This is a genomic window from Mesorhizobium sp. M0408 (genome assembly GCF_040321495.1).
Taxonomy (GTDB): domain Bacteria; phylum Pseudomonadota; class Alphaproteobacteria; order Rhizobiales; family Rhizobiaceae; genus Mesorhizobium.
In genome coordinates, this window is sequence record NZ_JAMYRO010000015.1 from 50,508 (window position 1) to 73,381 (window position 22,874).

General features: G+C 63.4%; 20 protein-coding genes, 1 tRNA gene and 1 riboswitch. Of the genes, 12 read left to right on the plus strand and 9 right to left on the minus strand.

The features are described 5' to 3' along the window. Nucleotides 1-4: 4 nt before the first annotated feature. Nucleotides 5-3,493, plus strand: a complete 3,489-nt coding sequence (locus NKI67_RS18765) for a PAS domain-containing hybrid sensor histidine kinase/response regulator (protein WP_352621853.1) — start codon at nt 5-7, stop codon at nt 3,491-3,493. Between the two features lie 3 nt (nt 3,494-3,496). On the opposite strand, the gene NKI67_RS18770 is transcribed toward NKI67_RS18765, so the two are convergent. Together NKI67_RS18770 and NKI67_RS18775 are read right to left on the minus strand one after the other, a co-directional pair. Next, nucleotides 3,497-4,159 (minus strand): response regulator transcription factor, encoded by a 663-nt coding sequence (locus tag NKI67_RS18770; RefSeq protein ID WP_031211969.1) that lies wholly within the window; start codon nt 4,157-4,159, stop codon nt 3,497-3,499. 118 nt (nt 4,160-4,277) lie between these two features. Further along, nucleotides 4,278-4,709, minus strand: coding sequence for a hypothetical protein (locus NKI67_RS18775; protein WP_023677367.1), 432 nt, complete (start codon nt 4,707-4,709; stop codon nt 4,278-4,280). A gap of 126 nt (nt 4,710-4,835) precedes the next feature. On the opposite strand from NKI67_RS18775, the gene NKI67_RS18780 reads away from it, so the two are divergent. Beyond that, a complete protein-coding gene (locus NKI67_RS18780) occupies nt 4,836-5,186 on the plus strand; it encodes a DUF952 domain-containing protein (RefSeq protein WP_023677366.1) in 351 nt (116 codons plus the stop codon). Beyond that, nucleotides 5,183-6,259, plus strand: a complete 1,077-nt coding sequence (locus NKI67_RS18785; RefSeq protein WP_023677365.1) for a quinone-dependent dihydroorotate dehydrogenase — start codon at nt 5,183-5,185, stop codon at nt 6,257-6,259. The genes NKI67_RS18780 and NKI67_RS18785 overlap by 4 nt, the downstream gene beginning before the upstream one ends. 3 nt (nt 6,260-6,262) lie before the next feature. Here the strand turns inward: NKI67_RS18785 and NKI67_RS18790 are convergent, their stop codons facing one another. Then, complete coding sequence (locus NKI67_RS18790) at nt 6,263-7,687, minus strand: MATE family efflux transporter (protein ID WP_031211968.1); 1,425 nt, start codon at nt 7,685-7,687, stop codon at nt 6,263-6,265. 50 nt (nt 7,688-7,737) lie between these two features. Here NKI67_RS18790 and NKI67_RS18795 point away from each other — a divergent pair, with 50 nt between their 5' ends. After that, nucleotides 7,738-8,640 (plus strand): histone deacetylase family protein, encoded by a 903-nt coding sequence (locus NKI67_RS18795; RefSeq protein ID WP_023677363.1) that lies wholly within the window; start codon nt 7,738-7,740, stop codon nt 8,638-8,640. A gap of 4 nt (nt 8,641-8,644) precedes the next feature. On the opposite strand, the gene NKI67_RS18800 is transcribed toward NKI67_RS18795, so the two are convergent. Then, entirely contained in the window at nt 8,645-8,908 is a 264-nt protein-coding gene (locus NKI67_RS18800; RefSeq protein WP_023677362.1) for a DUF6460 domain-containing protein, read from the minus strand. Nucleotides 8,909-9,039: 131 nt separating this feature from the next. Here NKI67_RS18800 and NKI67_RS18805 point away from each other — a divergent pair. Next, nucleotides 9,040-9,113: transfer RNA gene (locus NKI67_RS18805), tRNA-Gly, on the plus strand. Nucleotides 9,114-9,426: 313 nt separating this feature from the next. Here the strand turns inward: NKI67_RS18805 and NKI67_RS18810 are convergent. Next, the gene (locus NKI67_RS18810) at nt 9,427-10,416 is read right to left on the minus strand and encodes a LysR family transcriptional regulator (protein WP_023677361.1); all 990 of its coding nucleotides are present in this window, start codon (nt 10,414-10,416) and stop codon (nt 9,427-9,429) included. A gap of 317 nt (nt 10,417-10,733) precedes the next feature. On the opposite strand from NKI67_RS18810, the gene chvE reads away from it, so the two are divergent. The 5 genes from chvE to NKI67_RS18835 all read left to right on the plus strand — a co-directional run bounded on the left by chvE (nt 10,734) and on the right by NKI67_RS18835 (nt 16,382). Then, entirely contained in the window at nt 10,734-11,798 is a 1,065-nt protein-coding gene (gene chvE, locus NKI67_RS18815; protein WP_023677360.1) for a multiple monosaccharide ABC transporter substrate-binding protein, read from the plus strand. A 99-nt stretch (nt 11,799-11,897) separates the two neighbouring features. After that, complete coding sequence (gene mmsA, locus NKI67_RS18820) at nt 11,898-13,430, plus strand: multiple monosaccharide ABC transporter ATP-binding protein (protein WP_023677359.1); 1,533 nt, start codon at nt 11,898-11,900, stop codon at nt 13,428-13,430. Next, the gene (gene mmsB, locus NKI67_RS18825; RefSeq protein WP_023677358.1) at nt 13,427-14,719 is read left to right on the plus strand and encodes a multiple monosaccharide ABC transporter permease; all 1,293 of its coding nucleotides are present in this window, start codon (nt 13,427-13,429) and stop codon (nt 14,717-14,719) included. The genes mmsA and mmsB overlap by 4 nt, the downstream gene beginning before the upstream one ends. Before the next feature lie 190 nt (nt 14,720-14,909). Beyond that, nucleotides 14,910-15,902 carry an AraD1 family protein gene (gene araD1, locus NKI67_RS18830; RefSeq protein ID WP_023677357.1) on the plus strand — a complete coding sequence of 331 codons (993 nt, stop codon included), beginning with the start codon at nt 14,910-14,912 and terminating at the stop codon, nt 15,900-15,902. Nucleotides 15,903-15,929: 27 nt separating this feature from the next. Further along, the gene (locus NKI67_RS18835) at nt 15,930-16,382 is read left to right on the plus strand and encodes a hypothetical protein (protein WP_023677356.1); all 453 of its coding nucleotides are present in this window, start codon (nt 15,930-15,932) and stop codon (nt 16,380-16,382) included. A 16-nt stretch (nt 16,383-16,398) separates the two neighbouring features. Here NKI67_RS18835 and NKI67_RS18840 read toward each other — a convergent pair whose 3' ends face one another. Further along, on the minus strand, nt 16,399-17,493 hold the full coding sequence (locus NKI67_RS18840) for a 2'-deoxycytidine 5'-triphosphate deaminase (RefSeq protein WP_023677355.1): 1,095 nt from the start codon (nt 17,491-17,493) through the stop codon (nt 16,399-16,401). A 135-nt stretch (nt 17,494-17,628) separates the two neighbouring features. Further along, nucleotides 17,629-17,706: riboswitch (SAM riboswitch) on the plus strand. Between the two features lie 70 nt (nt 17,707-17,776). Here NKI67_RS18840 and NKI67_RS18845 point away from each other — a divergent pair. Then, a complete protein-coding gene (locus NKI67_RS18845) occupies nt 17,777-18,967 on the plus strand; it encodes an O-succinylhomoserine sulfhydrylase (RefSeq protein ID WP_031211967.1) in 1,191 nt (396 codons plus the stop codon). Nucleotides 18,968-19,003: 36 nt separating this feature from the next. On the opposite strand, the gene NKI67_RS18850 is transcribed toward NKI67_RS18845, so the two are convergent. Next, nucleotides 19,004-20,158 carry a glycosyltransferase gene (locus NKI67_RS18850; RefSeq protein ID WP_023677353.1) on the minus strand — a complete coding sequence of 385 codons (1,155 nt, stop codon included), beginning with the start codon at nt 20,156-20,158 and terminating at the stop codon, nt 19,004-19,006. Nucleotides 20,159-20,384: 226 nt separating this feature from the next. Here NKI67_RS18850 and apaG point away from each other — a divergent pair, with 226 nt between their 5' ends. Then, nucleotides 20,385-20,777: a Co2+/Mg2+ efflux facilitator ApaG/CorD gene (apaG, locus tag NKI67_RS18855; RefSeq protein ID WP_023677352.1), complete on the plus strand. Its 393-nt coding sequence runs from the start codon at nt 20,385-20,387 to the stop codon at nt 20,775-20,777. A 6-nt stretch (nt 20,778-20,783) separates the two neighbouring features. Here apaG and NKI67_RS18860 read toward each other — a convergent pair whose 3' ends face one another. Together NKI67_RS18860 and argF are read right to left on the minus strand one after the other, a co-directional pair. After that, on the minus strand, nt 20,784-21,794 hold the full coding sequence (locus tag NKI67_RS18860; RefSeq protein ID WP_023677351.1) for an Hsp33 family molecular chaperone: 1,011 nt from the start codon (nt 21,792-21,794) through the stop codon (nt 20,784-20,786). 162 nt (nt 21,795-21,956) lie between these two features. Then, nucleotides 21,957-22,868 (minus strand): ornithine carbamoyltransferase, encoded by a 912-nt coding sequence (gene argF / locus NKI67_RS18865; protein ID WP_031211966.1) that lies wholly within the window; start codon nt 22,866-22,868, stop codon nt 21,957-21,959. Nucleotides 22,869-22,874 lie beyond the last annotated feature (6 nt).

Consider the following 22,874-nt stretch of genomic DNA (forward strand, 5'->3'; position numbering starts at 1 on the left):
AGCCGTGCAAGGCTGGTTCATCGTCATCATCGCGATCGCCTATGTGACGTTGCTGTTCGTCATCGCCAGCCTGGGCGACCGCCGCTCGACTTCAACCGGGCCCGGCCGCGCCCGGCCGTTCATCTATGCGCTCAGCCTCGCGATCTACTGCACCTCCTGGACTTTCTTCGGCTCGGTCGGCCTGTCCTCCGAGCGCGGCCTGGAGTTCCTCGGCATCTATATCGGACCGGTCCTGGTGTTCGTGTTCGGCTTTCCGCTGCTGCAGCGCATCGTCAGGCTGGCCAAGACCGAGAAGATCACCTCGATCGCCGACTTTCTCGGTGCCCGCTACGGCAAGAGCTTCGCTGTCGCGGCGATCGCCACGCTGATCGCGACCATCGGCGCCGTGCCGTATATCGCGCTGCAATTGAAGGCAATCTCCGGCTCGGTCAGCCTGATGGTCGAGCACTATACCGGCTCGCCGCCGTCGTTCGATCCGTTCGTCAGTGACATCTCGCTGGTCGTGGCCATGCTGCTGGCGCTGTTTGCGGTGCTGTTCGGCACGCGCCATGCCGATGCCACCGAGCACCAGGACGGGCTGGTGCTGGCTGTGGCGGTCGAGACCGTGGTCAAGCTCGCCGCCTTCCTGGCGATCGGCCTGATGGTCACGTTCCTGATCTTCGGCGGGCCAGGCGATATGTTCGACCAGCTCGCCGAAAACACGCAGGTGCGCAAGGCGATGGGCTACAACACCTCGCTCGCTACCTGGCTGGTGCTGACATGCCTGAGCGGCTTTGCCATCCTCATGCTGCCGCGCCAGTTCTACGTCACCATCGTCGAAAACCGCAGCGAGGCCGAGCTGCGCACCGCGACATGGGTGTTTCCGCTCTATCTGGTGGCAATCAACCTGTTCGTGCTGCCGATCGCATTGGCCGGCCTGGAACTGGTCGGCCCCAGGACCAGCAGCGACCTTTACGTGCTGTCGCTGCCGCTGTTCAGCGGCCACGACGTGCTGGCCATGGCCGCCTTCATCGGCGGGCTGTCGGCGGCGACCGCAATGGTGATCGTCGAAAGCGTCGCGCTGTCGATCATGATCTCCAACGACCTGGTCATTCCGCTGTTCGTGCGCCGGCTTCTGCGGACCACGACATCCGAGAACGAGGACTGGTCGACGCTCATCCTCAATGTACGGCGGGCGGCGATCTTCATCATGCTGTTCATCGCCTTTCTCTACTACCGCGAGAGCACCAACAGCGCGCGGCTGTCCTCGATCGGCCTGATGTCGTTCGCCGCGATCGCACAGTTCGCGCCGGCAATGATCGGCGGCCTGGTCTGGCGCGGCGCCAACGGCCGGGGTGCGGCGCTTGGCATGGTCGCCGGCATCGTCGTCTGGAGCTATACGCTGCTGCTTCCCTCGCTCGTCGCGCCCGATACCGGCATCCTCGTCCACGGCCTGTTCGGCTTCGATGCATTGCGGCCGCAGGCTCTTTTCGGCACCGTCGCCGAGCCGCTGAACCATGGCGTGCTGTGGAGCCTGTCGATCAACACGCTGTTTTTTGTGTTCGGCTCGCTATCGCGCGCCTCTGTGCCGCTGGAACGCATCCAGGCGTCGATCTTCGTGCCGCGCGAAGCGGGTCCGCTGCCCAGCCTGCGCCGCTTCCGCACCACCATTACCGTCAACGACCTCAAGGACACGATCGCGCGCTATCTCGGTGTCGAACGGACCGAGCGGTCCTTTCAGTCGTTCGAAAAGAGCAGCGGCACTTCACTGCTCGGCAACGAACAGGCCAGCATGGATGTCATCCGCTTCTCCGAGCAGCTTCTGGCCAGTGCCGTCGGCTCCTCTTCGGCGCGGCTGATCCTGTCGCTGCTGCTGCGCCGCAACGACCGCGAATCCAAGGACGCCTTCCGCCTGCTCGATGACGCCACCGAGGCGCTGCAGCACAATCGCGACCTGCTGCAGATCGCACTCGACCAGATGGAACAGGGCATCACTGTCTTCGACCGCGATTTCCGGTTGATTTGCTGGAACCGCCAGTACCGGGCGCTGTTCGACCTGCCCGACGAGATGGGCCAGGTCGGCGTCTCACTCGATCGTATCCTGCGCCACCTTGCCGAGCGCGGTGACATACCGGCAGACCAGCGCGTCACCATGCTCAACCGCCTGACCAGCTTCGTCAGCCCATGGCAGATGGAGCTGAAGACAAGCGGGCGCATCCTGGAATTGCGCTCCAATCCGATGCCGGACGGCGGCATCGTCGCCACCTACGCCGACATTTCCGGACGTGTCGAGCAGGATCTGGCGCTGAAGCGCGCGAACGAATCCCTGGAACAGCGAGTGAAGAGCCGCACCGCCGAGCTCACCCGCGTCAATGAGGAGCTGGCGCAGGCGCAGATGCTGGCCGAGGAGGCCAATCTCGGCAAGACCCGCTTCCTCGCTGCCGCCGGCCACGACATCCTGCAGCCGCTGAACGCCGCCCGCCTCTATTGCTCGTCGCTGATCGAGAAGACCGGCAAGGGACCTGCCGGCAAGGCGGCGATGAACATCGAATCGTCGCTGGAATCGGTCGAGACCATCCTCGGCGCGGTGCTCGACATTTCGCGCCTCGATGCCGGCGCGATGAAGCCGGACGATACGAGCTTCGGCCTCGACGGGCTGCTGCGCCAGATCGGCAACGACTTCCGGCCGCTTGCCGCCGAAAAGAAGCTCGAACTCTCGATCATGCCGTCGTCGCTCAGCGTCATGACGGACCGCAATCTGCTGCGCCGGCTGATCCAGAACCTGGTTTCCAACGCCATCAAGTATACGCGCCGTGGCCGCATCCTGGTCGGCGCGCGGCGGCGCGGCGAACTGGCCGAGATCCAGGTTATCGACACCGGCATCGGCATTGCCGGCGACGAGCTCAACACCGTGTTCCGCGAATTCACCCGGCTCGACGAGGGCGCACGCGAGGCGGAAGGCCTCGGCCTTGGGCTCTCCATTGTCGACCGCATCGCCCGCGTCCTGCGCCTCGAAATCCGGATCTTCTCCAACCCAGGCAAGGGCACACGCTTTTCCGTGTTGCTGCCGGTGGTGGCCGTGCAGGCACCGCGGCGCGAGGCCGAGGCGAAGCCGCCTGCCCGTGCCGCGGCCTCGCTTGCCGGGCTCCATGTGCTCTGCATCGACAACGACGCCCGCATCCTCGACGGCATGCGGCTGCTGCTCGAGGGTTGGGGCTGCAGCGTCGACACGCTTTCCGGCGCGGAGGATCTCGACAGGTCCGGCATGCATCGGCCGGACCTCGTGCTTGCCGACTATCATCTCGACAACAGGACCGGCCTCGAATTGATCGCCCAGTTGCGTGCGATCCATGGCGAGGACCTGCCGGCCGTGCTGGTCACCGCCGACCGCTCCAGCGAGGTTCGCGCCGCCGCCGGCAGGCTCGACGTGCCGGTGATCAGCAAACCACTGAAACCGGCGATGCTGCGCTCGATGATGGCCAGGGTCAGGCCGCTGGCGCCGGCGGCCGAATAGGAATCAGCCGGCCGTCTGCAGCGGGTCGCTGCCGATTTTGGACAAAAGGATGACCGCCTGCGTGCGGCTGTCGACGCCGAGCTTCTGCAGGATGGCCGAGACATGCGCTTTGATCGTCGCTTCGGAGACCCCGAGCTCATAGGCGATCTGCTTGTTGAGCAGTCCCTCAGCCAGCATGCCGAGCACGCGCGTCTGCTGCGGGGTCAGCGCCTGCAGCCGCTTGATCAGGTCGGAAATCTCGGGATCGCGCTCGACGCCGAGATCGATGCCGACGGGAGCCGCGATATCGCCTGCGAGCACCGACTGCACCGCATTGCGGATCTCCTCCATGCTGGCCGATTTGGAGATGAAGCCGGAGGCGCCGAGATCGAGCGCGCGCCGGATCGTCACCGGATCGTCATGCGCCGAGACCACCATCATCGGCACCGCCGGATGGATGCCGCGCAGCGAAATCAGGCCGGAAAGACCGCTTGCCCCCGGCATCGAGAGATCGAGCAGCACCAGATCGACATCCTCATTGGCCAGGACAAGCGCCTTGGCGCTTTCGAAATCGCCAGCCTCGTGAATGGCGGCAACATCTCCGATACCCGCGAGTGCCTCCCTCAATGCACCGCGAAAAAGCGGGTGATCATCGGCAATGACGAATGTGTAGCCCAACGGTGATATCCCTCCCCGAATCCCGTTGGCGATGTTCCGCCTTGCAGGATCTGAACGATTGTAACGCTACGCCTGCCGTCCGGCGTGGGCGGCTTGCTATTCCCGCCCCAGGTCTTTTGCGAATTGCCTAGGTCTTTTGCGAATTGAGCTTGGCGCCGTCGTCGTCCTTGTCCATGTCCTTGACGATATCCATGAAGCTGCGCAGGAAGCGCTCCATGTAGCCCATCGTCTTGTTGAAATCCTCCTCGCTGGGCAAAGTCGATTCGAAACGGGCGGCAAGCGAATTTTCGAGCTTGGCGACGCGTTCGTCGAGCGCCTTCACCGAACTTTGCAGCCGGTCGACCTCATCTTGTAGGGCGGCACGTTCGTCGGCCGCCGTCTTGCAGACGAGCTGGCCGGAGCGTTCCTCGCAGAGCGACATGGCGCCGGTTTGCGTATCCATGCGGACATAGCCATTGGCCGATTTCTCCAACCGGTAGCGATCGGCTTCCTCGGAAAAGGCCGACGCCGCGACAAGCGACACCAGTGCTGCGGGGATCAAGACGTGTTTCAGACGCATGTTTTCCTCCATGAGCCAGTCAGCGCAATCTATCACAGTTTGCGCCTGAAATGGGGATGAACCTGAAATGGGGAAGAACACGGGCCTGCCCTTCCCCGCGTGGTCGGTTCGGACTATAGCGCAACGATGTCCGAGATCATCTACAAGATAGTTCCCGAGGCGCTGTGGCGCGAGGCTGAAAGAGAAGGCGGCTTCACCGGCGCGCCGATCGACGTCGCCGACGGCTTCATCCATTTTTCCACCGCCGGGCAGGTTCGGGAAACGGCGGCCAAACATTTCGCCGGCCAAAGCCGGTTGCTGCTGGTCGCCGTCGATAGCGCGCGCCTCGGCGATGCGCTGAAATATGAGGTCTCGCGCGGCGGCGCCCTGTTCCCGCATCTCTATGGCGGGCTCGGCCTCGATGCGGTCGTTTCGGTGCAGGCATTGCCGCTCGGCGCTGACGGCCGGCATGAATTCCCGGCGCTGGAGGCCGAATGAGCGCGTTCGACCGGATCGGCCAGAAACTGCTGTTCACGCTCGATCCGGAAACCGCGCATGGGCTGTCGATTGCCGCGCTGAGATGCGGGCTGCCGGTCGCCGGTCGTCCGCCGCAGGACAACAGGTTAAAGGTCAGCCGTTGCGGGCTCGGTTTCCCGAACCCGCTCGGCATGGCCGCGGGTTACGACAAGAATGCCGAAGTGCCGGACGCGCTGCTCGGCCTCGGCTTCGGCTTCGCCGAGGTCGGCACGATCACGCCGCTGCCGCAGACCGGCAATCCGAAGCCGCGCATCTTCCGGCTGCCTTCGGACGGGGCAGTGATCAACCGGCTGGGCTTCAACAATGAAGGCCACGCCGCCGCGGAAAAGCGCCTTGCCGCCCGCATGGGCCGTGCCGGCATCGTCGGCGTCAACATCGGCGCCAACAAGGACAGCACCGACCGCGTCAGTGACTATGAACGCGGCGTGGTCCGGTTCGCGCGATATGCCAGTTATCTGGCAATCAACATCTCCTCGCCGAACACGCCGGGCCTGCGCAACATGCAGGCACGCGAACAGCTTGGCGAACTTCTGTCGCGGGTCATGGCCGCGCGTGCGGCAGCACCGGCAAAACCGCCCGTGTTCCTCAAGATCGCGCCGGATCTGGTCGAGGCCGAGCTTGAGGACATCGCCGCCGAGATCAGCGACAAGCAAATGGACGGCGTCATCGTCTCCAACACAACGATCGCGCGAGCCGGCCTGAGCAGCGCCGGCCTTGCCGGCGAGACCGGCGGGCTTTCGGGGAAACCCTTGTTCGAGCGCTCGACTATCGTGCTGGCAAGGATGCGAAAACTGCTTGGCCCGGATCCCACCATCATCGGCGTCGGCGGCGTCGATTCCGCCGAGACGGCGCTGGAAAAGATCCGTGCCGGCGCCGATCTCGTCCAGCTCTATACCGGCATGATCTATGCCGGGCCCGCGCTGCCGGGGCGCATTCTTTCCGGCATGGCCCGTTTCATGGACAGTCAACGGCTGAAGTCGCTGCGCGAGCTTCGCGACAGCCGCCTCGATCACTGGGCGGCGAAACCGTTTTAGCGATCAGCCAAAGACCGCGCGCACCCGCAGCCGCAATATGGCGAGCAGGCTGAAGCCGCGTACCAGCAGGAAGACATGCAACGCCGCCCACAAGCCGTGATTACCGAAGGCCGGCGCCAGGATCAGCAGCGCGGCGCTGAACGCCAGGAATGACAACAGCATCATGTTGCGCATGTCGCGCGACCATGTTGCGCCGATGAAGACACCGTCCATCTGGAAAGCCAGCACGCCGCTGAGCGCGGTGAACGCCGCCCAGGGCAGGTAGATGTCGGCAATGGCGCGGACGTCCGTCGCGGTCGTGATCAGGGCGATCAGATCCGTGCCCTCCAGCAGGAAGAAGAGTGTCGCCGCGCCGGCCAGACCGAGTCCCCAAAGCAGCGTCAGCCGCACCGCCTGGTTAAAGGCGGTGGCGGCGCGCGCTCCGATGGCGCGGCCGGCGAGCTGCTCGGCGGCAGTGGCGAAACCGTCGATGAAATAGCCGGCAACCAGGAACAGGTTCATCAGCACGGCGTTGGCGGCCAGCGTCAGCGTGCCGAACTGCGCGCCCTGGCGCGTGAACAGCGCGAAGGCGGCGAGCAGCGAAAAGGAGCGGATCATGATATCGCGGTTGAGCGACATCATGCGCAGGAATGCCGGCAGATCGAGGACGCGGTGGCGCGGCAGCCTGGGTGCCGCCCAGAAGCGCCGGCCGACGATGGCGAGACCCAGCAGCATGGCGACGAATTCGCCGGTGAGCGTCGCCCAGGCGACGCCGGCGACGCCCCAGCCGAACTCCAGGCCAAGCAGGAAGCAGAGGGCGATGTTGATGCCGTTCAGTATCAATTGCAGCATCAGCCCGAGCCCGCCCTCGCCGCGCCCAAGCACGTAACCGAGGATGGCGTAATTGATCAGGGAGAACGGTGCGGCGAGCATCCTGATGCGGATATAGACGTCCATCGCCGCGCTGACGCGCGGTTCGGCGCCTATGAACCATTGCCCGGCGGTGGAGACCAGCGGCGCAAGCGCGGCAAGCACGACGCCGGCGACGACCGCGATCAGCACGGCGCGCCAGAACACCGCCTGCTCCTCCAGCGCATCGCCGCGCCCGAAGGCCTGGGCGACGAGGCCGGTGGTGCCGGAGCGCAGGAAGTTGAAGGTGGTGAAAACGACGTCGAAGATCAGGGCGCCGGCCGCCAGGCCGCCGAGAAGGGCGGCGTCGCCGAACTGCCCAATCACCGCCGTGTCGACAATTCCGAGCAACGGCGTCGTCAGATAGGCAAGCGTCATCGGCACGGCGATGGCGAGCACCGAGCGGTTGGTGACGACGAAGGCCCTGGCTTCGGTGGCGTGGACTTCGGTGGGTAAAGCCTGCTCCAAACGCGTGTTGCTTCCTGTTGCGGCTTGATCGGCTAGCCGATGTGCCCCAGTTTGCGGACCTCGCGCAACCATCCACCCCGCTATGGTCAACCGAAACCCGCCTCTGGCGCACCGCCCGTCCCATGCCCTTGCAGATCGTTCATCATCCCGACTACGACGCCGGCTTCGCCGTCAACCACCGCTTCCCGATGAGCAAATATCCGCTGCTGATGGATGCCTTGCGGGCACGCGGCCTGGCGCAGCCCGAAGCGCTCAACATGCCGGAGGCGGCGCGGCCATCATGGCTGAAGCTTGCCCACGCGGTCGACTATGTCGACCAGGTGCTTGCCTGCGAAGTGCCGGTGGCGATCGAGCGCGAGATCGGCTTTCCCGTGGGACCGCGGGTTTCGCTGAGGGCGCAGCTCGCAACGGCCGGCACGGTGCTGGCAGCGCGGCTGGCGTTGCTGAACGGCATCGCCTGCAACACCGCCGGCGGCAGCCATCACGCGCGGCGCGCGCAAGGCGCCGGCTTCTGCACCTTCAACGACGTAGCCGTTGCCGCGCTGGTGCTGCTCGCCGAAGCTGCTGTCCAAAACATCCTGGTCGTCGACCTCGACGTGCATCAGGGCGACGGCACGGCGGATATCCTCAACGACGAGCCGCGCGTGTTTACCTTCTCCATGCATGGCGACCGCAACTACCCCGCGCTCAAGATCGCCTCCGATCTCGATGTCGCCCTGCCCGACGGCGCCGGCGATTCAGCCTATCTGGAGCGGCTGGACGCCATCCTGCCGGAGTTGTCGGCGCGAAGGCGCTGGGACCTCGTCTTCTACAATGCCGGCGTCGATGTCCATGTCGAGGACCGGCTCGGCAGGTTGTCGCTCACGGATGACGGGCTGCGTGCCCGCGACGATATGGTGATCCGCCATTTCCGCACGCTTGGCATACCGGTATGCGGCGTTATCGGCGGAGGCTATTCGACGGATGTCGCAGCACTTGCTGCACGGCACGCCATCCTGTTCGAGGTGGCGGCGGGCTACGCCTGAAAATTCATTTCCGGTAGTTAGCGATCCTGAGCAGGATGAAGGCCGGCACGACGATCGCGGCACCGAGCAGGATGTAGCCGAGGAAACGGTCGATGGCGTGGAAGCCCAAATTCCACAGGTCGATGAAGAATTTGCGAATGCCGTAAAGCACATCCATCGGCGACCAGCCGAAGGCATTCATGACCAGCCCGACGAGGAACGACACCACAAGCAGCTTCAGGATCACCCGGAGCGGCGTATCGCCGAGAAAGCGGTTCAGTGCGGACAAGCCTGTCTCCACAGTCGGGTGCCGCGATTCGGGCACATGCCTAGAAATACGCAGTTGATAGCCCTGCATCAAGCCGAGCCCTCAAACCGGATTGCGCATCGGCGCCGGGCCATGATATCGGAGGAACCAGCGCGGGTATGATGTAATGGTAGCTTGTCAGCTTCCCAAGCTGAACGCGCGGGTTCGATTCCCGCTACCCGCTCCAGCTTTTGCCCCCGGTGCATTGCACTTGTTCTGGCCAAGCTGAAAACCAGCGGATTTATAGGCAGTTTTACAGCCCGGCTGGCCGTCTTTCATCTGTTTGGCCGATGTGCCAGTTCGTGGAATATCTCACATTGAGGGTCGGCGGGGCCTCGAATGACCCCAACCGGAAAGTCTACCCTTGGCCCGCTGGCTTCTGCTGGCGGGCTTTTTTTGAGCATCAGGCAGTAGTGGCCGACGTGCATCGGCGCCGCTGCTGGCGGGCCTGTCTGGTCGTCTGGCCGGCCACGGGATGCGCCCGCTACCCGCTCCAACCCTCAGCCCACCTCTCGCAAAATAAAATCGTGCAGCATCTTGGCTGCCGGTGACAGCGCGCGGTTCTTCACCGTGATCAGGCTGTACGGCCTGACCTCGATGTCGAATTCAGTGTGGACGACATCGATAGCGCCGGCCAGGCCCTCGGGGTTCTGGATGAACTTCGCGACCTGGATCGACACCGGCGCGATGGCGTCGGATTGCGCGACCATGACCAGAGTCAATAGCAGCGAGCTGGTGTTGAGGATGCGGTCCGGCAGCGCGATGTTGCGGTTCAAAAAGTTGCTTTCCATCGCCTGGCGCAGCGGCGAGCCGCCCGACTGGAAAACCCAGTCATAGGCGGCGGTGTCTTCCAGCCGCACCGCCTTGCCCTTGGTCAGCGGGTGGCCGCGGCGCACGATCAGGCAGGCTTTCTCGACGCCGATGACGCGCGCTTCGAACAGCCGCGGATTGAGGTCGTCGGGGATGCGGGCGATGATGAAATCGTGGCGCGAGGCGATCAGCTCGCGCGCCAGGACGTTCGATGTCTCGACCTGCATGGTGATTTCGATGCGCGGATAAAGGCGCCGGATCTCGCGGATCGCCGGCACCGCCAGCTCGATCGCCGGTGCTGTCACCGCGCCCAGGAACACCGAGCCGCCTTTGCCCGCCTTGAGCTCGAAAATCTCGCGATCGACCTCGCGCATCTCGAGCAGGATCGATCGCGCGCGCCGTGCCAACGCCTTGCCATAGGGTGTCAGCGTGACGCCGCGCGGCAGCCTTTCGCAGAGCTTGACGTCGAGCACGGCCTCCATCTCGGCGATCATGCGCGAGGCCGCCGGCTGCGAGATGTTCATGACCTGGGCCGCGGCGCTCACCCGGCCGTGCTCGTCGAGGGCTGCGATCATGCGCATGTGACGCAGGCTCAAGCCGCTGCGCAGCAAGGTTCCGCCATCACCCGGAATTTCATCGTAACTGGCTGATATTCCGTCAGGATTTCGCAGCGCCGCCATGATTCTTCCCTACTCTTACGCCCGGCGCCCTGGCTGGATCCGGCAGCGTCGTCACTAGCCTAAGCCATATCAGTCTCGATATAGCAACCATCAAAGATCGCATTTGACAGTTATGGCAAAGCGACACACCCTTCGCGCGTCCTGAGGCTTGACGGTCGGTGACGAGGGAAAACTCGTATCGATTGAAACCAGAGTCTCGGGGCCGATTGGGAGGATACCGGAGATCGATTGACGGCAGCGGCGCGTTTGGCGCTCCTGCACGATTGCGCGGCCCACGAAACCCAAGGGTACGCGTCCATCAACCAGGGAGAGTTAATGTGAAGATTGTCAAGACACTGGCCGCCGTCGCGGCCCTAGGCATCGCGGCCATGACGCTGCCGGCGCAGGCGGGCGAAGGCCTGATCGGCGTGCTGATGCCCACCAAGACCTCGCAGCGCTGGATCAACGACGGCGACGCCGTCAAGTCCCAGCTCGAGGCTCTGGGCTACACTGTCGACCTGCAGTACGCGCAGGACGACATTCCGAACCAGCTCAGCCAGCTGGAAAACGAAATCACCAAGGGCCCGAAGGCGCTGATCATCGCTTCGATCGACGGCACCACGATGGGCGATGCGTTGCAGAAGGCGAATGACGCCGGCGTTGTCGTCGTCGCTTACGACCGCCTGATCAAGAAGACGCCAAATGTCGACTACTACACCACCTTCGACAATTTCGGCGTCGGCGTCATCCAGGCCAAATCGCTGCTCAAGGGTCTCGGTTATCCCGAGAAGAAGGGCCCGTTCAACATCGAGCTGTTCGGCGGTTCGCCGGACGACAACAATGCGTTCTTCTTCTATAACGGCGCCATGTCGGTTCTTCAGCCGCTAATCGACGACAAGACCCTCGTCGTGAAGTCCGGCCAGATGGGCATGGACAAGGTCGGCACGCTGCGCTGGCTGGCGGCAACCGCCCAGGCCCGTATGGACAATCTGCTCTCCGCCAACTACTCGGACGGCAGCCGCGTCGATGGCGTGCTCTCGCCCTATGACGGCCTGTCGCGCGGCATCATCGCTTCGCTGCGCGCCGTAGGCTACGGCACCGCCGATCAGCCATGGCCGATCGTCACCGGACAGGACGCCGAGACCGCTTCGGTCAAGGCGATCATCGCCGGCGAACAGTATTCGACGGTGTTCAAGGACACCCGCGAACTCGCCAAGGCGACGGTCGAACTCGTCGATAAGGTGCTCTCGGGCGGCAAGCCGGAAGGCCTCGACACCACGACCTACAACAACGACGTCAAGGTCGTTCCCTCGATCCTGTTGACGCCGCATGACGTCGACAAGTCGAACTACCAGGCCCTGGTGGTCGACTCCGGCTACATCAAGGCCGAAGAACTGAAGTAATCGCGGTTACAAAGCCTGGGGTCCTGCGCAGGCAGGGCCCCTTTTCGTTGGCGAGCCAGCCCGGTATTGTTTGCGGACCTCGCAGGAGTGGTATTCTCAATGGCATCGACGATTTTGGAGATGCGCGACATCACCAAGACGTTTCCCGGCGTCAAGGCGCTGTCGAACGTCAAGCTCATGGTCGAGGAAGGCGAGATCCATGCCGTGGTCGGCGAGAACGGCGCCGGCAAGTCGACGCTGATGAAGGTGCTGTCGGGTGTGTATCCGTCCGGCACCTATGACGGCCAGATCATCTATCGCGGCGATGAGTGCCATTTCAAAGGCATCCATGACAGCGAGCGCAAGGGCATCGTCATCATCCACCAGGAGCTTGCGCTGGTGCCGATGCTGTCGATCGCCGAAAACATCTTTCTCGGCAACGAGCACGCCAGATACGGCGTCATCGACTGGAATGCCAATGAGGCGCGCACCAGCGCCCTGCTCAAGAAGGTCGGCCTCAAGGAGGACCCCAACACGCTGATCACCAATATCGGCGTCGGCAAGCAGCAGCTGGTCGAGATCGCCAAGGCGCTCAGCAAGGAAGTGAAGTTGCTCATTCTCGACGAGCCGACCGCGAGCCTGTCCGAAAAGGACAGCCAGGCGCTGCTCGATCTGCTGCTCGAATTCAAGCGGCAAGGCATCACTTCGATCCTGATCTCGCACAAGCTCAACGAGGTGAACCGGGTCGCCGACAAGGTCACCATCATCCGTGACGGGCGGACCATCGAGACGCTGGCCAAGAAGGACATCTCGGAGGACCGCATCATTACCTCGATGGTCGGCCGTTCGCTCGACGACCGCTATCCGCCGCGCGAGCCGAAGATCGGCGAGACCGTTCTCGAAGTGAAAAACTGGTCGGTCTACCACCCCATCCATGCCGAGCGGCAGGTCATCAAGGGTATCAACCTCAACGCCCGCAAGGGCGAAGTGGTCGGCATTGCCGGGCTCATGGGCGCCGGCCGGACCGAGTTTGCCATGAGCCTGTTCGGCCGGTCCTATGGCCGTCGCATCACCGGCGAGGTGTTCCTCAACGGCAAGCCGATCGACGTCTCTTCGGTGAGCAAGGCGGTGGAACACGGCATTGCCTACGTTACCGAGGACCGCAAGACCTACGGTCTCAACTTGATCGACCACATCAAGCACAACATCACGCTGGCCAACCTGCCCGGCGTGTCGCGCCACGGCGTGATCGACGATTTGCGCGAGCTTTCGGTCGCCAACGATTATCGCGGCAGGACCAATATCCGCGCCTCGAGCGTCTACCAGATGACCGGCAACCTTTCTGGCGGCAATCAGCAGAAGGTGGTGCTGTCGAAATGGCTGTTCGCCAATCCGGAAGTGCTGATCCTCGACGAGCCGACACGCGGTATCGACGTCGGCGCCAAGTATGAAATCTATACGATCATCGCGCGTCTCGCCTCCGAGGGTAAGGCAATCATCGTCATCTCGTCGGAAATGCCCGAACTGCTCGGCATCACCGACCGCATCTACGTCATGAACGAAGGACGCATCGTCGGCGAAATGGCGGCAAGCGACGCCAGCCAGGAAAAGATAATGCGCGCCATCGTCCGCGGAGAAGGAAAAGCATCATGAGCACCGAAAGCGCTCCCGGGCCGCAGACCGGCGTTGCCCAGGATCTACAACAGGGACCTCGCATTGCCGTCTCGGCGCTGGTCACCAACCTGCGCGAATACGGGTTGGTGCTGGCGTTGATCGCAATCATGGTGTTCTTCCAGTTCACCACGTCCGGAACGCTGTTCAAGCCGGTGAACCTCAGCAATCTCGTGCAGCAGAACAGCTTCATCATCGTGATGGCGCTGGGCATGCTTCTGGTGATCGTTTCGGGTCACATCGATCTCAGCGTCGGCTCCGTCGCCGGCTTCATCGGCGCACTGGCGGCGATGATGATGGTCATCTGGCCGCTTGGCCCATTGAGCAATCCGCTGGTGGTGTCGATCATCTGCCTGATCGTCGGTGGTGCGATCGGCGCGGCACAAGGCTACTGGATTGCCTATCACCGAATACCGAGCTTTATCGTCACGCTGGCGGGCATGCTGATCTTCCGCGGCATCTGCCAGGCGCTGCTGGGTGGCGGGTCTTCCGTAGGGCCGCTTCCCGTCGGCTTCAAGGCGCTCAGTTCCGGCTTCATTCCGGACCTGATCGGCCCATTGACGCTGATACCGCCAACCGTGAACGCCGCCGGCAAAACCATTGTCGGCAGCGGCCTGACGCTGCACCTGACGACGATCGTGATCGGCCTCGTCGCCGTGCTCGCCTATGCCTATTTCGGGCTCAGGGCACGGCGCACCCGCGAGAAACATGGCTACGAAGCCGAGCCCTTCTCGCTGTTCGTCGTCAAGACCCTGGTGATCAGCGCGCTGGCGCTGTTTCTCGTCTACCAATTCGCCACCTATAGGGGCCTCCCCATCGTTCTCATGGTGATGGGCGTGCTGATCGCGTTGTTCGTCTTCGTTACCAAACGCATGACGATCGGCCGTCGCATCTATGCGATGGGCGGCAATGTCAAGGCAGCCCAGCTATCGGGCATCAAGACCGAACGGCTGACGTTGATGGTGTTCATCAATATGGGCGTGCTGTCGGCACTCGGCGGCCTGATTATCGCAGCGCGCCTGGGGCAGGCTGTGCCGGCGGCCGGCCTCGGCAGCGAGCTCGACGTCATCGCCGCGGTGTTCATCGGTGGCGCTTCGGCGATGGGCGGCGTCGGCCAGGTCATCGGCGCGGTGGTCGGCGGCTTCATCATGGGCGTCATGAACAACGGCATGTCGATCATGGGCGTCAATGTCGATTGGCAGCAGGTGGTCAAAGGCCTGGTGCTGCTCGGCGCCGTCGTCTTCGACGTCTACAACAAGAACAAGGCTTGAGAGGCAACCAGGAGGCATACGGGTCACATCGCGGCGCTGCCGGGCGGCGCAAAGAAGTCCCCCGAGGGACCTGATCCGCGAGCGCAATCCGGACGAAGAATTTCAACCGAGGCGCGGACAGGGTCCGGGCCGCGCAGGGCAGGGTTTGCCAAGAAAGGCACGCCAAGCCCACAATTCAGAGAGGGTTACCATGCTGATCTCACAAATCCTCGACGACGCCGAGACGATCCGCGTCGTTGCCCGCAGCGGCGGCAAGACCCGCGTCATCAACGGCGCCCGCAGCGTCTATTCGCTGGCGATGGAAGCCGCGCGTACCGGCAGCGGGCTTGTCGCCCTGATCGAGCGCAAGGGCTTCGGCGAAACCGTCGATCTCGACGCAGCCTACAAGAAGGGCCGGCTGCTGTCGCCGATCAACCATCCCGATCCGGCGCATCTCCATCTCACCGGTACCGGGCTGACGCATCTCGGCTCCGCCGCGACCCGCGATTCCATGCACAAGAAGCTCAGCACGGACGGCGAGGAACAGCTGACCGATTCCATGAAGATGTTCCGCATGGGGCTTGAGGGCGGCAAGCCGGCGAAGGGCCAGACCGGCGTGCAGCCGGAATGGTTCTACAAGGGCAACGGCACCATGGCGGTGGCGCCCGGTGCGGCGCTTATGTCGCCGGCCTTCGCCCAGGATGCCGGCGAGGAGCCGGAAATCGCCGGGATCTATGTGATCGGCGACGACGGCGCCCCGTTCCGTGTCGGCTTCACCCTGTCGAACGAGTTTTCCGACCACGTCACCGAGCGTGTGAACTATCTCTTCCTCGCCCATTCCAAGCTGCGCAACGCTTCGTTCGGCCCGGAGATCCTGATCGGCGACCTGCCGTCCGACATCCGCGGCGCTTCACGCATCCTACGCGACGGCAAGCTGCTTTGGGAAAAGCCGTTCCTGTCGGGCGAGGCGAACATGTCGCACACCATTGGCAATCTCGAGCATCATCACTTCAAATACTCGGCCTTCCGCCAGCCGGGTGACGTGCATGTACACATGTTCGGCACGGCGACGCTGTCCTTCGCCGACGGCATCAGGACCGAGGCCGGTGACGTATTCGAAATCGAGGCGCAGGATTTCGGCCTGCCTCTGCGCAACCCGCTTGAAATCGAGCAGCCGGTGAAGGTGGCGGTGAAGGCGTTGTAAACTGGTGACATAATTCAGGGGCGAGAAATGAACGGCCTGCGGATTGGCACTGTGTTCGTAAGTTTAGTCCTGTTCCTCGCCTATTTCTCCCCAGCGGCTTACAGCGCCGGACAATGCAGCGCAAGATCCTATCGCGAAGCCCGAATGTCGATGACTGACCGGCTTCTGGCCACCGGCTATTCGAAATCGCAAGTGAGCTTTCTGATGCGCAACGCGGATCGCATGACGTCCGCACTCCGCGCTGACAGACTGAACGACAATGGCAGAGCCTGCGGTATCGACTCCGCCAGAGCCCATGTGCTGGGATGTCTCGGCAAGCAGTTGTTCCCCTTGCAGTCCAGCTCAAGCGCCTCACTTGACGACGAGAAGCAAACCAGAGGTTTTTGGGGGAAGAAGCGATTGGCAGTGCGAGAACTGCTCTTTGTCGGTCAGTTTCATGGCTGCCTTGGCGCCGCGAAAGAATATCTGTTTCGCGGCTGATGGCCTGCGAACAAGATCAGCGGGCGACGCGGAAATGCTTGGACAGTTTCAGGCCCTGCGCCTGATAGTTCGAGCCTAGATCTGTGCCGTAGAGCGCCTGCGGCCGTTTCAGCATGTGCTCGTAGACCAACCGTCCGACGATCTGGCCGTGATCGAGGATGAACGGCACTTCGTGGCTGCGCACCTCGAGCACCGCCCGGCTGCCGGTGCCGCCCGACGCCGAATGGCCGAAACCCGGGTCGAAGAAACCGGCATAATGGACGCGGAACTCGCCGACCAGCGGGTCGAAAGGCGTCATTTCGGCGGCGTAGACTGGCGGCACATGCACCGCCTCGCGCGACACCAGAATATAGAATTCGTCCGGATCGAGCACCAGCTCGCCGGCACCGCTCTTGTAGAGCGGCTCCCAGAAATCGACGACATCCTGCGCGGCGCGCTTGTCGACGTCGACCAGGCCGGTGTGGTGCTTGCCGCGATAGCCGACAAGCCCATCCTTGTCGCCGTCGAGGTCGATCGACAGCGCGATGCCGCCGCCTGAGATGTTGGGTGGTTCGGTGGCGACCAGCATCTCGGCGCGGTGCAACTCGTGCAGCTCGCTTTCTGACAAGAGCGCATTGCCGGTGCGGAACCTGATCTGTGACAGCCGCGAGCCGGTGCGCACGACGATCGGGAAAGTGCGCGGGCTGACCTCCAGATAGAGCGGACCTTCATAGCCTGCGGCGATCTTGTCGAACTCGTGGCCACGGTCGGTCATTACCCGGGTGAAGATATCGAGCCGTCCGGTCGAGCTTTTCGGGTTGGCCGAGGCGGAAATATGCGCGGGCAGCGCCAGGCTTTCGAGCAGCGGCACGATGTAGACGCAGCCGGTTTCCAGCACGGCACCTTCGGCGAGGTTGATCTCGTGCAGCTTCAGCCGGTCGAGCTTGTTGACAACCCTGTAGTCCGGGCCGGGCAAGAAGGAAGCACGCACCCGCCAGGCCTTGTCGCCGAGCCTGAGGTCAAGGCTGGCCGGCTGGATCTGATCGGAATCGAGCGTGCGCGGCGATTTCAGCGCGCCCGTCTGGAACAGCGCGGAAATATCCTGATCGGGAAGAATGCCTGTCTGCCGCAAGGGTCTGGCTCCGTTCGAACGCCGGGCGAGGTCTTGTTCTGTCGCAGGTCCGACCGTGGACGCCTTTGGCACCTGCTTGGTACAACCCTCTTAATCATGCCGGCAATTGACGCAAGCGTGGCGCGGGTCTAAAGCTCGTTATCCCGTGGTGATTTGGCCGGTCGGCTTGCAGCCACGTTAAACAAGTCGCTAAAGGACCGTCGGGCCGCAAGGCCATATGGACCGGTTGCGACTTTCGCGACCGGTTTTTTGTTGTTTGGACCAATTTTGGTGTTTGGATGGAATGATGACCAAGAAGCGCGACTGGAAGCCTCAGACCGCACTCGTGCATGCCGGGACGCTGCGTTCCGGCTTCGGCGAGACCTCCGAGGCGATGTATCTCACCCAAGGCTATGTCTACGAGACGGCGCAAGCGGCGGAGGCCCGCTTCAAGGGCGAGGAGCCGGGCTTCATCTATTCGCGCTATGCCAATCCGACGGTCGACATGTTTGAGAAACGCATGTGCGCGCTGGAAGGAGCCGAGGACGCGCGCGCCACGGCATCCGGCATGGCGGCGGTGACGGCAGCACTGCTGTGCAGCGCCAAGGCGGGCGACCATATCGTCGCGGCGCGCGCGCTGTTCGGCTCCTGCCGCTGGGTGGTCGAGACGCTGGCGCCGAAATACGGCATTGAGGCAACGCTGGTCGACGGCACCGACATCGCCAATTGGGAAAAGGCGGTCAAGCCGAACACCAAACTGTTCTTTCTGGAAAGCCCGACCAATCCGACGCTGGAGGTGATCGACATCGCCGCCGTCGCGGCACTTGCCAATTCGATCGGCGCCAGGCTGATCGTCGACAATGTCTTCGCTACGCCCTTGCAGCAGAAACCCCTGCAGCTCGGCGCCCACATCGTCGTCTATTCGGCCACGAAGCATATTGACGGCCAGGGGCGCTGTCTTGGCGGCATCGTTCTGTCGGACAAGAAATGGATCGACGAGAACCTGCATGACTATTTCCGCCACACCGGCCCAAGCCTCTCGCCCTTCAATGCCTGGACGCTGCTGAAAGGCCTGGAGACGCTGCCGCTACGCGTACGCCAGCAAACGGAAAGTGCCGGCCGCATCGCGGATTTCCTCGCCGAGCGCCCGCAAATCGCCCGTGTCATCTATCCTGGCCGTGCCGACCACCCGCAAGCGGCGGTGGTCAAGAAGCAGATGTCGGGTGGCTCGACGCTGATTTGCCTCGATGTGAAGGGCGGCAAGCAGGCGGCCTTTGCCTTCCAGAACGCACTCGACGTCGTGCTGATTTCCAACAATCTCGGCGACGCCAAGAGCCTGATCACCCATCCGGCGACGACGACGCACAAGAACTTGACCGATGAGGCCCGCGCCGAGCTCGGCATCGGACCGGGAACGCTCAGGCTGTCAGTTGGCCTTGAGGACGCCGACGACCTGCTCGAAGACATCGAGCAGGCACTGAGAGTTGCCGGATAAGGGCTGGCCGAATAGAGGCGAGCGGGGACGCGCCGATCAGGCGCCGGACGGGGTCTCTTCCAGCTCCGCGACGGGCTTGGTCTGGATAGTCATCACATTGCCGCGCCAGTCGACGGCGCCGCTCAGCCATCCGCGCGCCCAAATGGCGGGAAGCATCAGGTCTCGCGCCATCATCGCCAGGATGGTGCGCAGCGACAGGTGCCATCCCTTGGCCGAGGCCAAGGCGCATTCCGGCAGGTAGGCCGCGACCAGCACGGCGATGGCGGTTGCCGGCAGGCTGACGCCGGCGTCAGCCGCCGCGATCAGCGCAAGCACCAGCGGCGGCGCTGCGCCGATCAGGATCTCGGGGGCGAAGAACAGCGCGAAGGTGACGCGGCGCAGCCGCGCCCAGCGCGCCTGCCGCGACCAGATCTCGCCAAACGTGCGCCGGCCGAGCGGCTGTTCGAAGGGCGAGGCGACAAGATTGACCCGCAGTCCGAACCCGTTGACCAGCTTGGTCGCGGCGGCGTCTTCGGCGATCTCGGCAGCAAGCGCGCAGATGCCGCCATTGGCGTCGAGCATCGGCTTATTCCACAACATGCTCTTGCCCTGCGCGAAGCCGAGGCCGAGCGCCTCTCCGGCGTACTGCCAGCGTGCCTGCAGCGTGTTGAGAAAGGCGCATTCGACCTCCCCCCAGAAGCCGTCCGGCCGCGAGCCGATCGGCGTCGAGCAGACGAGGCCGGTGTCGTGCCGCCACGCCGCCATCAGGTGCTGGACGTAGTCGCTCGGCATAAGCACGTTGGAATCGGCAAGGATGACCCAGCTATAATGCGCCGCTTCCCAACCCTTCACGCAATTGTTGAGTTTTGGATTGCCGCTGATGCGGTCGTCACCGACTAGAAGACGGGCGCGAATAGCTGGAAAGCGCGCCATTGCGGCGGTGATCGGCTTGACCACCGGGTCGTCGGCATGGGCAACGCAGAAGATGAGTTCGTAGCGCGGCCAGTCGAGTGAGAAGGCGCGCTCCAGCGTCTCTTCGGCAAACGGCTCGACGCCGCGCGCCGGGATGACGATCGATACCGGCGGCGCGTTGGCCGCGGGCGGTGCGATCCTGCCTGGTCGCTTCAGCTTCAGCGAAGCTAACAGGATGCTGGCGAGATTTGAAAGAAGGAGGGCTATGGAAAGGAGGGCGGCTGCGAATGTCGGTTCCATCGAGATCTGGTCACTCCAGAAGTGCCGGCCGCATGACGGCCGTTTTCAACAATTCGACAGAACGCTGAGTCGCCCGGCACAAGCCTGCACACCATCATTGTCATGTGTCACTTAAATGACATTGTTTTTCGGCACCTGCGCTCGAGTCGGGCAAGGAGATGACGCGCATCGTTGATCAAACTGCGCTGAGCGTCGAAGTTCCATCTACATTGCTTTGGAGCAGTTTATGTACAGCGCCGTCACCCGCAACATCGAAGTGCAGGTCAGGCCGTTCTATCTGGAGGATCACTCCGACCCGCCGCAAAACCGCTATGTCTGGGGATATCAGGTGACCATCGACAATCAGTCGGATGAGTTCGTGCAGCTTCTGTCGCGCTACTGGCACATTACCGACGGCACCGGCAAGGTCGAGGAAGTGCGCGGCCCCGGGGTCGTCGGCGAGCAACCCGGACTCAACCCCGGCGACAGCTATCAGTATACGTCTGGATGCCCGCTCTCGACGCCGTCCGGCATCATGGTCGGGCACTACACCATGCGCAACAAGCGGGGCGAGACGTTCGACGTCGCCATCCCCGCCTTCTCGCTCGACTTGCCGGGAATGCGGCGCACCGTCAATTGACGGCCGTCATCCGGCCGCTGCAAACTCCGCCGGGTCGAAGTCATATTGCTTCGAGCAGAATTCGCAGGCGACGTGAATGCTGCCATCCTCGGTGCTGTCCCTGATCTCCTCGGCGGAAAAGCCTTCGAGGATGCCGTGGATCTTCTCCCTCGAGCATGAGCACTGGTCGGCGACCGGCACCCCGCCGAACACGCGGACGCCATGCTCGTGGAAAAGCCGGTAAAGCAGCCGTTCGGCGCCGATCGTCGGATCGATCAGCTCGGTCGGTTCAATAGTACCAACCAGCGCCAGCAGCTCCTGCCAGGAATTGTCGGTCGGGTCGTGGATTTCCTCACGCGGATCGCCGTCGCCACCGGGAAGGTCGGGTACGCGCATGCGCTCCGCCGACTGCGGCAGGAATTGTGCCAGCAGGCCACCGGCCCGCCATTGCTCGCGGGCACCGCCGACGCCGGGCGTCAGAAGCTTGGCAACCGAAAGCCGGAGGTCGGTCGGAATCTGCTCCGACTGGCGGAAATAAGTGCGTGCGGCATCTTCCAGTGTGACGCCGTCGAGCTGGACGATGCCCTGGTAGCGTTGTGTGTGAGCGCCCTGGTCGATGGTCAGCGCCAGGACGCCGCTGCCGAGCAGCGTCTGCGGTGACGTCTCGCCGGCAGAAGTCAAAGCCTGCAGCCGGTCGGCATCGAAGCGGGCATAAGCGCGCAGCGCGTGCGGCGTGGAGAAATCCGCGACCAGCATGTCGACCGGCCCGTCGGTGCGGGTCTGCAGAATGAACTTGCCCTCGAACTTCAGCGAAGTTCCGAGCAATACCGTCAACACACAGGCTTCAGCCAGGAGCCGGGCGACCGGCTCGGGATAGTCGTGGCGGCTGAGAATAGCATCGAGCATCGGCCCGAGCTGGACGGTGCGACCGCGCACGTCGAGCGGGCCGACCTCGAACGGCACGACATGGTCGTCGCCGGCGTAGCCGAATTCGCCGAGCTTGGGTTTATGTTCAGCCAATTGATGAGTTTCCAACATGACAAAGCTCCGGGGCGCGGCGATGCCGCCCTCCGGGGCGCATGCGACGAGACGCGCTCGATTTGCGTGATGCGCCTGAGATAGGCACCACCAACTCCCGGATCAAGGCGGCCCAGATCAAGGCGGCGCAGATCAGGCCGGCCCGGATCACCGCGGCTCGTATCAAGCGCCCAGGCACCAGGCCAAGACCGCCTTCTGGGCATGGAGCCGGTTCTCGGCCTCATCGAACACCACCGAATGCGGTCCGTCGATGACCTCGTCGGTAACCTCCTCACCGCGATGCGCCGGTAGACAGTGCATGAACAGCGCGTCCGGCTTGGCTTTCGCCATCAGTGCCGCATTGACCTGATAGGGCAGGAAGACATTGTGGCCGCGGGCACGGTGCTCCTGGCCCATCGACACCCAGCAGTCGGTGACGATGCAGTCGGCCTCGTGAACGGCCTCCTCGGGCGAACGGCTGAATTTCAGCTTGCCGCCATTGGCTTTCGACCAGTCGACATGCTTCTGGGCCGGTTCGCTGCCCTCGGGCACGGCGACGTTCAGCTTGAAATGGAACCGCGCGGATGCCTCCAGCAGCGAATGCAGCACGTTGTTGCCGTCGCCGGTCCAGGCGATCGTTTTACCGGCCACCGGACCGCGGTGCTCTTCGAAGGTCATGATGTCGGCCATCAGCTGGCAGGGATGGGTCTCGTCGGTCAGCCCGTTGATGACGGGGACCGTAGCGTTTTCCGTCAGTTCCAGCAGCCGGTCATGCGAGGTGGTGCGGATCATGATGGCATCGACATAGCGCGACAGCACCTTGGCCGTGTCGGCAATGGTCTCCGAGCGGCCAAGCTGCATCTCGGTGCCGGTCAGCATGATCGTCTCGCCACCCAACTGCCGCATACCGACGTCGAACGACACGCGCGTGCGCGTCGACGGCTTGTCGAAGATCATCGCCAGCACCTTGCCTTCGAGCGGCTTGCTGCGTTCGCCGGCCTTGAGCCTTGCCTTTCGCACCGCTGCGTCGTCGAGCATGAAGCGCAGATCGCCTTCGGAAACGGCGGAAAGATCGGTGAAATGGCGAAGGGACATCAGAAA